At 63.3% G+C, this 14,129-nt stretch carries 15 protein-coding genes; 13 read left to right on the top strand and 2 right to left on the bottom strand.

Annotated elements, in window-relative coordinates; translation table 11 throughout:
- The first annotated feature begins 31 nt into the window (after positions 1–31).
- The 7 genes from SB822_RS42050 to cysM all read left to right on the top strand — a co-directional run bounded on the left by SB822_RS42050 (position 32) and on the right by cysM (position 6,728).
- A complete protein-coding gene (locus SB822_RS42050; protein WP_007576449.1) occupies positions 32–325 on the top strand; it encodes a lipopolysaccharide assembly LapA domain-containing protein in 294 nt (97 codons plus the stop codon).
- A gap of 54 nt (positions 326–379) precedes the next feature.
- Entirely contained in the window at positions 380–1,555 is a 1,176-nt protein-coding gene (gene lapB, locus SB822_RS42045) for a lipopolysaccharide assembly protein LapB (protein WP_090838120.1), read from the top strand.
- Between the two features lie 88 nt (positions 1,556–1,643).
- Positions 1,644–3,056, top strand: coding sequence for a UDP-glucose dehydrogenase family protein (locus tag SB822_RS42040; RefSeq protein ID WP_090838118.1), 1,413 nt, complete (start codon positions 1,644–1,646; stop codon positions 3,054–3,056).
- The gene (rfaE1, locus tag SB822_RS42035) at positions 3,013–4,014 is read left to right on the top strand and encodes a D-glycero-beta-D-manno-heptose-7-phosphate kinase (protein ID WP_090838116.1); all 1,002 of its coding nucleotides are present in this window, start codon (positions 3,013–3,015) and stop codon (positions 4,012–4,014) included. The genes SB822_RS42040 and rfaE1 overlap by 44 nt, the downstream gene beginning before the upstream one ends.
- A gap of 77 nt (positions 4,015–4,091) precedes the next feature.
- On the top strand, positions 4,092–5,084 hold the full coding sequence (gene rfaD, locus SB822_RS42030; RefSeq protein WP_090838114.1) for an ADP-glyceromanno-heptose 6-epimerase: 993 nt from the start codon (positions 4,092–4,094) through the stop codon (positions 5,082–5,084).
- 76 nt (positions 5,085–5,160) lie between these two features.
- Entirely contained in the window at positions 5,161–5,529 is a 369-nt protein-coding gene (locus SB822_RS42025; protein WP_007576458.1) for a ComEA family DNA-binding protein, read from the top strand.
- Between the two features lie 296 nt (positions 5,530–5,825).
- Positions 5,826–6,728, top strand: a complete 903-nt coding sequence (cysM, locus tag SB822_RS42020) for a cysteine synthase CysM (protein WP_079484598.1) — start codon at positions 5,826–5,828, stop codon at positions 6,726–6,728.
- Between the two features lie 85 nt (positions 6,729–6,813).
- Here cysM and mltB read toward each other — a convergent pair whose 3' ends face one another.
- A complete protein-coding gene (gene mltB / locus SB822_RS42015) occupies positions 6,814–8,022 on the bottom strand; it encodes a lytic murein transglycosylase B (RefSeq protein WP_090838112.1) in 1,209 nt (402 codons plus the stop codon).
- 206 nt (positions 8,023–8,228) lie between these two features.
- Between mltB and SB822_RS42010 the strand changes: the two genes are divergently transcribed.
- Positions 8,229–9,152 carry a histone deacetylase family protein gene (locus SB822_RS42010; RefSeq protein ID WP_007576463.1) on the top strand — a complete coding sequence of 308 codons (924 nt, stop codon included), beginning with the start codon at positions 8,229–8,231 and terminating at the stop codon, positions 9,150–9,152.
- A gap of 38 nt (positions 9,153–9,190) precedes the next feature.
- Positions 9,191–10,000: an enoyl-CoA hydratase gene (locus SB822_RS42005; protein ID WP_090838110.1), complete on the top strand. Its 810-nt coding sequence runs from the start codon at positions 9,191–9,193 to the stop codon at positions 9,998–10,000.
- Positions 10,001–10,006: 6 nt separating this feature from the next.
- On the opposite strand, the gene SB822_RS42000 is transcribed toward SB822_RS42005, so the two are convergent.
- Positions 10,007–10,882 carry an alpha/beta hydrolase gene (locus SB822_RS42000; protein WP_090838147.1) on the bottom strand — a complete coding sequence of 292 codons (876 nt, stop codon included), beginning with the start codon at positions 10,880–10,882 and terminating at the stop codon, positions 10,007–10,009.
- A 238-nt stretch (positions 10,883–11,120) separates the two neighbouring features.
- Between SB822_RS42000 and SB822_RS41995 the strand changes: the two genes are divergently transcribed.
- The 4 genes from SB822_RS41995 to SB822_RS41980 form a co-directional block, all read left to right on the top strand.
- A complete protein-coding gene (locus SB822_RS41995; RefSeq protein WP_086917922.1) occupies positions 11,121–12,155 on the top strand; it encodes a methionine ABC transporter ATP-binding protein in 1,035 nt (344 codons plus the stop codon).
- The gene (locus SB822_RS41990) at positions 12,145–12,798 is read left to right on the top strand and encodes a methionine ABC transporter permease (protein ID WP_079500036.1); all 654 of its coding nucleotides are present in this window, start codon (positions 12,145–12,147) and stop codon (positions 12,796–12,798) included. Before SB822_RS41995 ends, SB822_RS41990 begins: the two co-directional genes overlap by 11 nt.
- A gap of 28 nt (positions 12,799–12,826) precedes the next feature.
- Positions 12,827–13,627, top strand: a complete 801-nt coding sequence (locus SB822_RS41985; RefSeq protein WP_079500201.1) for a MetQ/NlpA family ABC transporter substrate-binding protein — start codon at positions 12,827–12,829, stop codon at positions 13,625–13,627.
- Positions 13,628–13,872: 245 nt separating this feature from the next.
- The coding region (locus SB822_RS41980; RefSeq protein ID WP_410857454.1) for an electron transfer flavoprotein subunit beta/FixA family protein at positions 13,873–14,129 on the top strand (257 nt) is incomplete at its 3' end.

Raw genomic sequence — 14,129 nt, 5'->3', positions numbered from 1 at the left:
CATCCCGCAACCGCCGTCAAGAGATCAATACATGAAATTTATCGTCTGGCTGATTCGCGTGCTGGTGTTCGTGCTGCTGCTGGTGCTTGCACTGTCCAATACGCAAAGCGCTACGCTGAATTTCCTCGCCGGGTATTCGTGGCAGGCGCCGTTGATTCTGATCGGCCTCGCGTTCTTCGTCGTGGGCCTGCTGGCCGGTCTGGTGTCGTCGCTGCCGGCGATGTTCCGGCTGCGGATGGAAAACGGCCGGCTCAAGCGCGAACTGCGCGTAGCGCGCGAAACGCCCGCTGTCGTCGAAGAGCCGCCTATGCCGCCGCTCATCTAGCCCTTTCACGCCGCGCGCCACTCGCGCGGCCTCTTTCGCACTCCGCACATTCGCATGGATCTAGACCTCTGGTGGCTGCTCGTCATACCCGTCGCGTTCGCGTTCGGCTGGGTGGCCGCGCGTTATGACCTCAAGGCGCTGTTGTCCGAAAGCTCTAACCTGCCGCGTTCGTATTTTCGCGGACTAAACTTTCTGTTGAACGAGCAGCCGGACCAGGCCATCGACGCCTTCATCGAAGTCGTCAAGCTCGATCCGGAAACGATTGAACTGCACTTCGCGCTCGGCAACCTGTTCCGCCGCCGCGGTGAAACGGATCGCGCGATCCGCGTGCATCAGAACCTGCTGAGCCGCGCGGACTTGCCCGTCAACGAGCGCGATCACGCGCTGTACGAACTCGGGCAGGACTTCCTGAAGGCGGGCCTGCTGGACCGCGCGGAAGAGACGTTCAAGGCGCTGCAATCGGGCGATTACGCACTTGGCGCGCAGCGCTCGCTGCTCACGATCTATCAGATCGAGAAGGACTGGAACAAGTCGATCGACACCGCGCGCCGGCTCGAAACGATGGGCGCTGCGTCGCTCGATAAGGAAATCGGCCACTTCCATTGCGAACTCGCGCAGGAAGCGCTGCAGCAGAAAAAGCCGGACGAAGCCCGCTGTCAGCTGGATCTCGCATTGAAGGCGTATCCGCAGAACGTGCGCGCGACGATCCTGTTCGGCGACGTCGACGCGGCGGCTGGCGAGCACGAAAAGGCGATCGCGCAGTGGCTGCACGTGGAGCAACAGAATGCGGCGTATCTGCCGCTCGTCGCTGAAAAGCTGATGAAGGCCTACGAAGCGCTTGGCCGTCAGGAAGACGGCGCCGACCTGCTGACGTCGTGGGTGGACCGTTATCCGTCGAACGATCTGCTCGACGTCGCGTATCAGCACGTGTCGGCGCTGCGCGGTCCCGAAGCGGCGCACGCGCTCGCGCGCACGCAGATGCAGAAGTCACCGAATCTCGCTGGCATGACGCGCCTGCTCGAAGCGCAGCAGGCGGTGGCCGAAGAGCCGCGCCGCAGCGAACTGGAGCTGATGCGCACGCTGATCCGTCAGCGCACCAAGAATCTGCCACGGTACACGTGCCAGAACTGTGGCTTCCGGGCGCGGCTGTTCTATTGGCAGTGTCCTGGCTGCAGCGGCTGGGAAAGCTATGCGCCGCGCCGCGTCGAGCCGATCACGGCGTCGAGCTGATGTCAGGCGCGCATGAACGCAGGCGGCAAGGCCGTCACGCAGCATCGAAACGCCGAACATTGAACCGGCACCATCTACCGGGAAGCGTATGAAAATCACCATTATCGGCACGGGTTACGTAGGTCTCGTCACGGGCGCGTGTCTTGCCGAAGTCGGCAACGACGTTTTCTGTCTGGACGTCGATCCACGCAAGATCGACATTCTCAACAACGGCGGCATGCCGATTCACGAACCGGGTCTGCGGGAGATCATCGCGCGCTCGCGCGCAGCGGGGCGCATCACGTTTTCGACCGATGTCGAAGCGAGCGTCGCGCACGGCGAGATCCAGTTCATCGCCGTGGGCACGCCGCCCGACGAAGACGGCTCCGCTGACCTCCAATACGTGCTCGAAGCGGCACGCAACATCGGCCGCACGATGAACGGCTTCAAGGTGATCGTCGACAAATCGACGGTGCCCGTCGGCACCGCGCAGCGCGTGCGCGCAGTGATCGCGGAAGAACTGGGGAAGCGCGGTCTGGCGGATAGCGCGCAGCATCGCTTTTCGATCGTGTCGAATCCGGAGTTCCTGAAGGAAGGCGCAGCTGTCGACGACTTCATGCGTCCTGATCGCATCGTCGTCGGTGTCGACAATGACGAAGACGGCGACAAGGCGCGCGAGAAGATCCGCCGCCTGTACGCGCCGTTCAACCGCAATCACGAACGCACGCTTTACATGGACGTGCGCTCCGCCGAATTCACGAAATACGCGGCCAACGCGATGCTCGCCACGCGGATCTCGTTCATGAACGAGATGGCGAATCTGGCCGACAAGGTCGGCGCGGACATCGAAGCAGTGCGCCGCGGCATCGGCTCGGATCCGCGCATCGGCTATCACTTCCTTTACGCGGGCGTCGGTTACGGCGGCTCGTGTTTCCCGAAGGACGTGCAGGCGCTGATCCGCACGGGCAGTGAGATGGGCCACAACCTGCGCATTCTCGAAGCCGTCGAAGAGGTGAACCACGAGCAGAAGGAAGTGCTGGTGCGCAAGATCACGGACACGCTCGGCGACGATCTCAGCAGCCGCACGTTCGCCGTGTGGGGCCTGTCGTTCAAGCCGAATACCGACGACATGCGCGAGGCGCCCAGCCGCCGCGTGATCGCGCAACTGCTCGCGCGCGGCGCGACGGTGCGCGCGTACGATCCCGTCGCGACATCGGAGGCAAAGCGCGTTTTCGCACTCGATCTGGCCGGCACACCCGACCAGCAAGCACGCCTGCATTTCGCGAACACGCAGGACGAGACGCTTGCGGGCGCAGATGCGCTCGTCATCGTGACTGAATGGAAGGAATTCAAGAGCCCGGATTTCACGCACTTGAAGTCCGAGCTCAAGACGCCGTTGATTTTCGACGGCCGCAATCTGTATGAACCCGAGGCGATGTCCGAACTCGGCATCGACTATCACTCGATTGGACGTCCGTATGCACGACCCGCTGAACATTCATCCGACTCCGACCGTACCTGAAGGCGCGACGCTGGCGCCCGAAGTGGGCATCATCGCGCGCGAACGGCTGGCGGCGGCCCGTGTGCTGGTCGTCGGCGACGTGATGCTGGACCGTTACTGGTTCGGCGACGTCAATCGTATTTCGCCGGAAGCGCCCGTGCCTGTGGTGCTGGTGCAAAAGCAGGAAGACCGGCTGGGCGGCGCGGCGAACGTCGCGCGCAACGCGGCGGCGCTCGGTGCGCAGGCGGGCCTGCTGTGCGTGGTCGGCCATGACGAGCCGGGCGAGCGCGTCGTGCAACTGCTCGGCGATAGCGGTGTCGCGCCGTATCTCGAGCGCGACCCCGAACTGCCGACGACGATCAAGCTGCGCGTGCTGTCGCGTCAGCAGCAGCTGTTGCGCGTCGACTTTGAGAAGGCGCCCGCGCACGAAGCGCTGCTCGCCGGCCTCGCTCGCTACGACGCGTTGTTGCCGATCCACGACGTGATCCTGATGTCGGACTACGCGAAAGGCGGTCTCACGCACGTCACGCAGATGATCGCGAAGGCGCGCGCGGCGGGCAAGCAGGTGCTGGTCGATCCGAAGGGCGACGACTGGGAGCGCTATCGCGGCGCGACGCTGATCACGCCGAACCGCGCGGAGTTGCGCGAAGTGGTCGGGCAGTGGAAATCCGAAGCCGATCTGCTCGCCCGCGTGACGAAGCTGCGCACCGAGCTCGAGTTGACGGCGCTGCTGCTCACGCGCTCGGAAGAGGGCATGACGCTCTTCTCCGACGAAGGCGTCTTGCACGCGGCGGCTGTAGCTCGCGAAGTGTATGATGTGTCCGGCGCAGGCGACACCGTGATCGCGACGCTCGCCGTGATGCTCGGCGCGGGCCTGCCGCTCGACGAAGCCGTGTCGCTCGCGAATCGCGCAGCGGGAATCGTGGTCGCCAAGCTCGGCACGGCCACCGTCGACTACGACGAACTCTTTCATCATTGATGCCGCGCGCGCCAGCTTGATCGCGCGGCGCGCGGTTCATCTCCGCATCCGTTGACTCTCTTCACTGCAGGACGATCATGACACTCATCGTCACCGGCGCGGCTGGTTTTATCGGCAGCAATATCGTCAAGGCGCTCAACGAGCGCGGCGAAGACCGCATCATCGCCGTCGACAATCTGACGCGCGCCGACAAATTCAAGAATCTCGTCGACTGCGAAATCGACGACTATCTCGACAAGACCGAATTCGTCGAGCGCTTTGCGCGCGGCGACTTCGGCAAGGTGCGTGCGATTTTCCACGAAGGCGCCTGTTCGGACACGATGGAAACCGACGGCCGCTACATGATGGACAACAACTTCCGCTATAGCCGTGCGGTGCTCGATGCGTGTCTCGCGCAAGGCGTGCAGTTTCTGTATGCGTCGTCGGCGGCGACGTATGGCGGATCGACGCGCTTCGTCGAAGAGCGCGAAGTCGAAGCGCCGCTCAACGTGTACGGCTACTCGAAGTTCCTGTTCGACCAGGTGATCCGGCGCGTGCTGCCCACGGCGAAAAGCCAGATCGCGGGCTTTCGCTACTTCAACGTGTACGGACAGCGCGAGGCGCACAAAGGGCGCATGGCGTCCGTCGCGTTCCACAACTTCAACCAGTTCCGCGCCGAAGGCAAAGTCAAGCTGTTCGGCGAGTACAACGGCTACGCAGCGGGCGAGCAGACGCGCGATTTCGTATCCGTCGAAGACGTGGCGAAGGTCAACCTGTATTTCTTCGATCATCCGGAGAAGTCGGGCATCTTCAATCTGGGCAGCGGACGCGCGCAGCCGTTCAACGATATCGCGTCGACGGTCGTCAACACGCTGCGCGTGCTCGACGGCGAGGTCGCGTTGTCGTTGCCGGAGTTGGTGCAGCGTGGGCTGATCGAGTACGTGCCGTTCCCCGACGCACTGCGCGGCAAGTATCAGTGCTTCACGCAGGCTGACCAGACGAAGCTGCGCGCAGCGGGCTACGACGCGCCGTTCCTGACCGTGCAGGAAGGCGTCGACCGTTACGTGCGTTGGCTATTCGGCCAGGTGTAAATCGTTCGTACACCTCTCTACACTGGAGTCTCCCGGTTGGTGATCGTCACCGGCCGGTGTTTCAGGGAGATTCCACATGTTCAAAAAAATCCTCGTTACGGCAGCCATGCTCGCCGCTTTCGGCCAGGCGTTTGCGTCGGTCGATGTCAATTCCGCTAACGAATCCGCGCTGCGCGGCATCAAGGGCATTGGTCCCGCGAAGGCGAAGGCCATTCTCGACGAACGCGCAGCGCACGGTCCGTTCAAGGACGCTGCGGATCTCAGCAAGCGGGTCAAGGGTCTCGGCGGTCATACCGTCGAGCGTCTGCAGGCCGAGGGCCTCGCTGTCGGCACGTCGGGCGCTGGTGCAACGGCTGTCGCTGCTGCTGGCGCACAGGCTGCGGCGCCGCACACGAAGGCCGCGCCCGCTGCGAAGAACGACACGGCAGTGGTGGTCAAGAAATAGCCTTTTGATCTGACCGTATGAAACGGGCGCCTGACGCGTGTTGGGCGTTCGTCTTGCGCTTCGGCGTTTTCCTGGCGGGGGTTGTCACAGACCTCCCTTCAGCCGTCATTCAGATGACTGGCTCCCGCGGCAGATCCAGCCTGCCGCGGTTTTTTGCGCTTCTCCCGGCGCGTTGCGCAATGGAAAACTGGCGCTGACGCATCCATGCGCGCATCAGGGGCTGCCGGCAGTGGTGCGCCCGGTAGTTTAGAATCGACGGATTCAAGACTTCGCGCACCGTCACAGCACGCACCGATATGGCTTACAAAACGATTGAAGACACGATCGGCAATACGCCCCTCATCCAGCTCGTCCGCCTTGTGGACGACGATATCCGCGGCCGCAACAACGTCGTGCTCGGCAAGCTGGAGGGCAACAATCCGGCGGGTTCGGTGAAGGACCGCCCGGCGCTTTCGATGATCAAGAAAGCGGAACAGCGCGGACGCATCAAACCGGGCGACACGCTGGTCGAAGCGACGAGCGGCAATACGGGCATCGCGCTCGCGATGGCGGCGGCGATCAAGGGCTACAAGATGATCCTGATCATGCCCGAGGACCTGTCGCTGGAGCGTCGTCAGAGCATGGCCGCATATGGCGCGCAGATCCTGCTGACGCCCGTCACGGGCGGCATGGAGTACGCACGCGATCTCGCCGAGCAGATGCAGCGCGAAGGCAAGGGCATCATCCTCGACCAGTTTGCCAATCCGGACAATCCGCTCGCGCATTACGAAGCGACGGGCCCCGAAATCTGGCGCGACACGGAAGGCGGCATTACGCATTTCGTATCGGCAATGGGCACGACGGGTACGATCATGGGCGTGTCGCAGTATCTGAAAGAACAGAATCCGGGAATCGAAATTATCGGCGCGCAGCCGGAAGAGGGCTCGCGCATTCCGGGCATCCGCAAATGGCCCGAAGCGTATCTGCCGAAAATTTTCGACCGCAGCCGTGTCGATCGCGTCGAGAACGTGAGCCAGGCGGCGTCGGAGGCGATGGCGCGCCGGATGGCGGCTGTCGAAGGCGTGTTCTGCGGTATTTCGTCGGCGGGCGCGTGCGAAGTGGCGCTGCGCATCGCGCGCCAGGTCGAGAACGCGACGATCGTGTTCATCGTCTGCGATCGCGGCGACCGTTATCTGTCGACGGGTGTGTTCCCCGCGTGATGCAACTCGCCGCGCGCGGCGATGTCAGCAAAAGCAAAACGCCGGCGGAAGCCGGCGTTTTCGCATGGATAGAAGACGAGCGCGGCTATTGCGACTCGGCGGGCGTCGACGCATTGCCCGCTTCCGTCGCGGCCATCTGCGCCTTCACGCGCTCGCCAAGCTGATACACGGCCAGCGCATAGAAAAAGCTGCGGTTATAGCGCGTGAGCACGTAGAAGTTCTTCAGGCCCAGCGTGTACTCCGTCGGCCGGCCCGGCGAAGGCAGATCGACCACGGTCACGGGCGTGCCCGCTTCCGTGCGCGTATCGAGGCCCGGCTCGTTCATCAGCATGCCCGCCTTCAGCAGTTGCTGCAGCGACCAGCGCGGCTCCGGCGCGCCCGTCGCGGCCGCTTGCGCGATGCCGAGGCTGCCCGTATCGGTGGCGATATTCCACACGACAGGGCGGCCCGTTTCCCAGCCATTCTTACTCAGATAGTTCGCGACGCTGCCGATCGCATCGGCCTGGCTCGTGCGCAGATCGATTCGCTTGTTGCCGTCGTAATCGACCGCGTATTGAACGATGCTGCTCGGCAGAAACTGCGGAATGCCGATCGCGCCCGTGTACGAACCGAGCACGGTGGTCGGATCGATTTGAGAATCGCGCGTCCACACCAGGTAGTCTTCGAGATTCTTGCGGAACGTCATCATCCGGTCCGCGCGATTCGGCGTGTTCGGGTAATCGAACGAGAGCGTGGTCAGCGCGTCGAGCACGCGGAAGTTGCCCATGTAGCGCCCATAGATCGTCTCGACACCAATAATGCCGACGATCACTTCGGGCGGCACGCCATATTGCTCATACGCGCGTTGCAGCGTCGCCTGGTTCGCGCGCCAGAATTTCACGCCCGCGTTGATGCGCACCGGGTCGAGAAAGCGCCCCTGATACACGCGCCAGTTCTTGATCGACGGTGTTGGCGACGGCGTCACGAGCTTCACGGCCGTTGCCGAATAGCTGACGCGCGCGAACAGCGCGTGCAGTGCCGCCGGATCGAAGCCCTGACGCGCGGCCATGTCGTTGATGAACGAATCGACATCGGCGTTGTTCGCGTAGCGCTGCGGCACGATCTCTTCTTCGAACGTCTGTCCTTGCGCCGGTTGCTCGGGCTGCGCCTGCGCGAGCTGCACGCGCGGCTTGCTGACGGTCTGCGCCGAAGCCGGGCCGACTCCCGCGAACGCGCACCATGCGATGGACAGTGCGGCGGCTACAGTCGTTGCGCGTAGCCGAAATGGTGCGGACGGAGCAAGCTTGACGGTCATGGTGAACTGGGATGTGGGCGGGCAAAAAAAGTTACGGGGCAGTATACCCGACGGGGTTCGCGAAACTGTGCAGAAGCGTTGCGGCATCACGGTCTCGGCGCATCGTGTGGTAACTTCGTAGTATTCGCGCAACCTGCTTGCGTCAATGGACGGAGACATGCAACGCGCTTTCGCACTTCGCGAGGCGCGCTGCCCGAAATCAACACATGGCAACCGGTTTCTTTTCACACGCAGACTGTCTGCAACACGAGATGGGTCAATGGCATCCCGAATGCCCGGCCCGGCTGCAGGCAATCGAAGACCAGCTGATCGCGAGCCGCATTGGCGAGCTGATAGAGCGCGAGTCCGCACCGCTTGCCGACGAAGCCGCGCTGTTGCGCGTGCATACGAAGGCACACGTCGACTACCTCCGCGAACGCGCGCCGAGTGAGGGCTACGCGGAGATCGATCCCGACACATCGATGAACCCGCATACGTGGAACGCCGCGTTGCGTGCAGCGGGCGCGGCTGTCGCGGCGACGGATGCCGTGATCGAAGGCCGTTACGACAATGCGTTTTGCAGCGTGCGGCCGCCTGGTCATCACGCCGAGCCGGCGCGCGCGATGGGCTTCTGCTTTTTCAACAACGTCGCGATTGCCGCGCGGCACGCGCTCGAAGTGCATGGCCTCGAACGCGTCGCGATCATCGATTTCGACGTGCATCACGGCAACGGCACCGAGGCCGCGTTTTCGAACGACTCGCGCGTGCTGATGTGCAGCATCTTCCAGCATCCGTTTTATCCGTTCACGGGCGCCGACAATCAGGCGCCGAACATGTGCAATGTGCCGATTGCCGCACGCTCGAAGGGCATGGTCGTGCGCGAGGCCGTCGACATGATCTGGCTGCCGCGTCTCGACGCATTCAAGCCGCAGATGCTGTTCGTATCGGCGGGTTTCGACGCGCATCGCGAGGACGATCTCGGCAACATGGCGCTCGTCGAGGACGACTATGCGTGGATCACGGAGCAGATTCGCCAGGTTGCGGCGAAGTACGCGAAAGGGCGCATCGTCAGCTGTCTGGAAGGCGGCTACAACCTGTCGGCGCTGGGGCGCAGCGTCGTCGCCCACGTGCGGGCGCTTGCCGATATCTGAAGACGGGCGGCGCGCATCGGAAGAGAGACCATCACATCATGAGTGCAGATGCAGCGGCTCCACTGATCGAAGTCACGCAAGACGCTTATGACCTGCGCGGCGTCGTGCGTCTCACGCTGAACCGTCCGGATGCGTTCAATGCGCTCTCCGAGGCGCTGCTCGACGACATGCAGACGCATCTCGCCGATATCGCGAAGAGCGACACGCGCGTCGTCGTGATCGCGGGCGCGGGCCGCGCGTTTTGCGCGGGGCACGATCTGAAGGAAATGCGCGCGGCGCCGTCGCTCGATTACTACCAGTCGCTGTTCGCGCGCTGCACGAAGATGATGCTGTTGATCCAGCGCCTGCCGCAGCCGGTGATCGCGCGCGTGCATGGCACGGCGACGGCAGCGGGCTGTCAGCTCGTCGCGATGTGCGATCTCGCCGTCGCCGCGGATACCGCGCGCTTCGCTGTGTCGGGCGTCAATCTCGGGCTGTTTTGCGCGACGCCGTCGGTGCCGTTGTCGCGCAACCTGTCGCGCAAGGCCGCGCTCGAAATGCTGCTGACGGGCGACTTCATCGACGCAATGGCGGCGAAGCAGCAAGGCCTCGTGAATCGCGTGGTGCCACTCGACATGCTCGATGCCGAAGTCGCCGCGCTCGCGAAGAGCATTTGCGCGAAGCCGCGCGCGGCTGTCGAAGCGGGCAAGGGCCTGTTCTACCGGCAGCTCGAAATGGGCATCGAAGCCGCGTATCAACTGGCCGGGCAGACGATGGCCTGCAACATGATGGACGAGTCGGCGCTCGAAGGCGTGCAGGCGTTCATCGACAAACGGCCGCCCGACTGGCCGCACACGTCGGGCCGCTAGGCCAACTTATTCCGAACGTTTCAAAATCCACGCGACGAGCGCGTCGATCACGCGCTCACGGTCGAGATCGTTCATCGTCTCGTGATAGCTGCCTTCGTAGAGCGTCAGCGTCTTGTCGGGCGAACCGGCATGCGCGCCGAAGTCTCGGCTGCCGTTGGGCTCGGTGAGTTTGTCGGCCGTGCCGTGCCAGATTAAAAGCGGCGTGCGCAGGCCCGCGCGGCCCTGTTCGATGCGCTGCATCGCGAGCAGCAGTTCGGCGCCCGTGCGCGCGGGAATCGCGCCGTGATGCACGAGGGGATCGTTGCGGTTCGCATCGACCACGCTCGGATCGCGCGACAGCAGCGCCGCGTCGATTTTCATCGCCGGGAAGGTGGGCCATGCGCGGCTGATTTTCTGGCTCAGCGCCAGCATCCAGCGCGGCACGTCGCGCCCCGGCGCGAGCGCGGGACTGGACAGGATCAGTCCGTTCAAATGGCGTCGTTGCGCCGCCTGCTTTTCGATCGCGTAAAGCGCTGCGATCGCGCCACCCATGCTGTGGCCCATCAGGAACAGCGGGCCGTCGTTGCGGTTGGCCTCGGTGATGAGCGCGTCAGTGTCGAGCAGATACTCGTCGAAGCGTTCGATCCACGCGCGCCGGCCCGGCGCATCGCCGTGTCCGCGCAGATCGATGGCGATCAGTTCGATCCCATTCGCATTGAGTGCCTGCGCGAGCGGCGCGTACCGTCCCGCGTGCTCGGCGAGACCGTGGACCAGCGCGACCGTCGCGCAGCGCAGCCCCGCCGCGCGCCAGCGATAGAGCGGCAGTTCGAGGCCGTCGCGCGTGAGCGTCCGCGTGCGTTCCGGGTTTCGCGCGGCGGAAGCGGCGGTTTGGGAGGTCTCCATGAGCATTCGTCCGATGTTTGTAGATTGCGCTCGATCATAGCGGCATGCGCATGACCGTTCGCATCCGATGAAACGGAGCCATCCTCTAATTCCACTGTGTTATGAAAGATGACGAATTGATTATTAAAGGATATGACACGGCTGCGGTAAAATTGCCGGCTCAAATCCCAATAAAAGTCACGGCGGCCGGTGCCCGGGGCGTGCAACGCTCGATGGCAAGTCCGCCGTTTCGTTTTTCATGATCGAACTACGCAACCTATCGCAGCGTTTTCCGGGGCCACGGGGCTGGATCGAAGCGCTGCACAACGTCAATCTGTCGATTCCTCGCGGTGAGGTGTTCGGCATCATCGGACGCAGCGGCGCCGGCAAGAGCACGCTGGTCCGCACAATCAACCTGCTGACGCGCCCAACGGAAGGTAATGTCGTCATCGACGACCGTGATCTCACGACCATGCCCGCCGCGCAGCTGCGCGAGGCGCGCCGCGAGATCGGCATGATCTTCCAGCACTTCAATTTGCTGTCGTCGCGCACGGTGTACGACAACGTCGCGCTGCCGCTCGAACTGGCCGGCATGAAGCGCGCCGAGATCGAGACGCATGTGCTGCCGCTGCTCGATCTGGTCGGCTTGTCGGCGCAGAAGGATCGCTATCCGTCGCAGATCAGCGGCGGGCAGAAGCAGCGCGTCGGCATTGCCCGCGCACTCGCGAGCAAGCCGAAAGTCCTGCTCTCCGACGAAGCAACGTCCGCGCTCGACCCCGAAACGACGCGCGCGATTCTCGATCTGCTCAAGCGCATCAATCGCGAATTGAAGCTGACCATCGTGCTGATTACGCACCAGATGGAAGTCATCAAGCAGGTGTGCGACCGCGTCGCCGTGCTCGACAACGGCCGCGTGGTCGAAGAGGGCAAGGTCATCGACGTGTTCCTGCAACCGCACCACGAAGTCACGCGCGCGCTGATCGGCGACGTGATCGCCCAGGAGTTGCCGCCTGCGATGAAGGCGCGCGTCGCCGAGCGTCTGAAGACGGGCAGCGGCCATTTGCTGCGGCTCGCGTTCACGGGTTCGGGCGTCGATCAGCCGATTCTCTCGGAGACGATCCGCCGCTACGAACTGGACTTCAACATCCTGCACGGCCAGATCGACGAGATCCAGGGGCAGGCGTTCGGCTCGCTCGCGGTCCTCGCGGGCGGCGAGCCGACGAAGGTGGCGCAGGCGCTGACGTATCTGCGCGAACAGGGCGTGGTGGTCGAGGAGTTGTCGTATGTTGAGTGAAATGTTCGATATGTTCGTGCAGTCGTTCTGGGAGACGCTGATCATGGTCGGCATCTCGGGACTGATCGGCGCGGCCGTCGGCCTGCCGCTCGGCGTGCTGCTCTATCTGACCGACCGCCAGGGCGTGCTGCAGAACATCGCCGCCAATCGCGCGATGGGCGTGGTCGTCAATGCCGTGCGCTCGACACCGTTCATCATTCTGCTCGTCGCGGTGATTCCGTTTACGCGCCTCGTGGTCGGTTCGTCGATCGGTACGGCGGCGGCCGTCGTGCCGCTGACGATCGCCGCCGCGCCGTTCATCGCGCGGCTCGTCGAGACGGCGTTGCGTGAAGTCGATCGTGGGCTGATCGAAGCGGCGCAGGCAATGGGCGCGACCACCTCGCAGATCGTGTTCAAGGTGCTGCTGCCGGAGTCGCTGCCGGGCATCATCGCGGGTCTGACGATCACCTTTGTTTCGCTGGTCGGTTATTCGGCGATGGCGGGCGCGATTGGCGGCGGCGGTCTGGGCGACCTTGGCATCCGCTACGGGTATCAACGTTTTCTGCCGGAAGTGATGGTGACGGTCGTCGTGATCCTGATCGTCTTCGTGCAACTGGTGCAGTCGTTCGGGGATTGGCTCGTGCGTCGTTTGAGCCACAAATAATCACATTCAATAAGACAAAGGTTTGGTCATGCAACGTCGTTTCATTCTGAAGGCCGCAGCCGTGCTGGGCGCGGCATCGCTCATCGGCGCATCATCGCTCGCATTCGCCGACGAATCGATCAAGGTCGGCGTGACGGGCGGCCCGCACGCGCAACTGATGGACGTCGTGAAGTCGGTCGCGGCGAAGAACGGCCTGAACATCAAGGTCATCGAGTTCTCGGATTACGTGCAGCCGAATGCGGCGCTCGCGGGCGGCGACCTCGACGCGAACAGCTACCAGCACGACCCGTATCTGCAGGCGCAGGTGAAGGATCGCGGCTACAAGCTGATCAAGATCGCCGATACGGTCACATTCCCGATGGGTATCTATTCGAAGAAGGTGAAGACGCTGGCCGAACTGCCGGCGGGCGCGAAGATCGCCGTGCCGAACGATCCGACCAACGGCGGCCGCGCGCTGCTGTTGCTGCAGAAGCAGGGCTTGATCAAGCTGCGCGCCGACGCGGGCCTGAAGGCGACACCGCTCGATATCGTCGAGAACCCGAAGAAGCTGAAGATCGTCGAACTCGACGCGGCGCAGATTCCGCGCTCGCTCGGCGACGTCGATGCCGCTGCGATCAACACGAACTTCGCGATGGAAGCGGGTCTGAAGCCGAAGCAGGACGCCATCGCGATCGAAGATCCGAAGGGTCCGTACGTGAACGTCATCGCGATCCGCGAGGCGGACCGCAACAAGCCGTGGGTGGCGAAGCTGATCGCGGCTTACCACTCGCCGGAAGTGAAGCAGTTCATCGAAAGCAAGTTTGGCGGCGCGGTGATCGCGTCCTGGTGATCCGGAGTTGCGCCGCATTATGCGGCGATGGGCGGTGCGTTGGACCGTGTTGTCTGAAGAATCGGTAGGAACCCGGGCTTGGCGTCCGGGTTTTTTTAGATATAGAATAGCACGACCGTTCGCTATTTCCGTCATCCCGTCGGGGAGCGATATCCTCAACACCAAGCAATCCCGGAGCGGCTGCCGCAGACGCTGTCGCTATAATGTCCGTCGGGTTGACGTATTCGTAACTTTGGAGCGTGTGCATGAAAATCCTGGTGCCAGTCAAGAGAGTGGTTGACTACAACGTGAAGGTCCGCGTGAAGTCGGACAACACAGGCGTCGACATTGCGAATGTGAAGATGTCGATGAATCCATTCGACGAAATCGCCGTCGAAGAAGCCGTGCGCCTGCGCGAAGCGGGCGTGGCGACGGAAGTGATCGCTGTGTCGGCGGGCGTGACGCAATGTCAGGAAACGCTGCGCACGGCGCTGGCGATCGGCGCGGACCGCGCGATCCTGAT

The organism is Paraburkholderia sp. SIMBA_054 (assembly GCF_046534875.1).
In the GTDB taxonomy this organism is placed as follows: domain Bacteria; phylum Pseudomonadota; class Gammaproteobacteria; order Burkholderiales; family Burkholderiaceae; genus Paraburkholderia; species Paraburkholderia hospita.
The sequence above is the reverse complement of the archived record's forward strand: the minus strand, read 5'-3'. Positions and strand labels throughout refer to the sequence as shown.

Coding starts and splice junctions, on each gene's coding strand:
- rfaD (WP_090838114.1), top strand. CDS start 4,092: ATGACACTCATCGTCACCGGCGCGGCTGGTTTTATCGGCAGCAATATC.
- cysM (WP_079484598.1), top strand. CDS start 5,826: ATGGCTTACAAAACGATTGAAGACACGATCGGCAATACGCCCCTCATC.
- SB822_RS41985 (WP_079500201.1), top strand. CDS start 12,827: ATGCAACGTCGTTTCATTCTGAAGGCCGCAGCCGTGCTGGGCGCGGCA.
- SB822_RS42005 (WP_090838110.1), top strand. CDS start 9,191: ATGAGTGCAGATGCAGCGGCTCCACTGATCGAAGTCACGCAAGACGCT.
- SB822_RS42050 (WP_007576449.1), top strand. CDS start 32: ATGAAATTTATCGTCTGGCTGATTCGCGTGCTGGTGTTCGTGCTGCTG.
- mltB (WP_090838112.1), bottom strand. CDS start 8,022: ATGACCGTCAAGCTTGCTCCGTCCGCACCATTTCGGCTACGCGCAACG.
- SB822_RS41990 (WP_079500036.1), top strand. CDS start 12,145: ATGTTGAGTGAAATGTTCGATATGTTCGTGCAGTCGTTCTGGGAGACG.
- lapB (WP_090838120.1), top strand. CDS start 380: ATGGATCTAGACCTCTGGTGGCTGCTCGTCATACCCGTCGCGTTCGCG.
- rfaE1 (WP_090838116.1), top strand. CDS start 3,013: ATGCACGACCCGCTGAACATTCATCCGACTCCGACCGTACCTGAAGGC.
- SB822_RS41995 (WP_086917922.1), top strand. CDS start 11,121: ATGATCGAACTACGCAACCTATCGCAGCGTTTTCCGGGGCCACGGGGC.
- SB822_RS42040 (WP_090838118.1), top strand. CDS start 1,644: ATGAAAATCACCATTATCGGCACGGGTTACGTAGGTCTCGTCACGGGC.
- SB822_RS42000 (WP_090838147.1), bottom strand. CDS start 10,882: ATGGAGACCTCCCAAACCGCCGCTTCCGCCGCGCGAAACCCGGAACGC.
- SB822_RS42010 (WP_007576463.1), top strand. CDS start 8,229: ATGGCAACCGGTTTCTTTTCACACGCAGACTGTCTGCAACACGAGATG.
- SB822_RS42025 (WP_007576458.1), top strand. CDS start 5,161: ATGTTCAAAAAAATCCTCGTTACGGCAGCCATGCTCGCCGCTTTCGGC.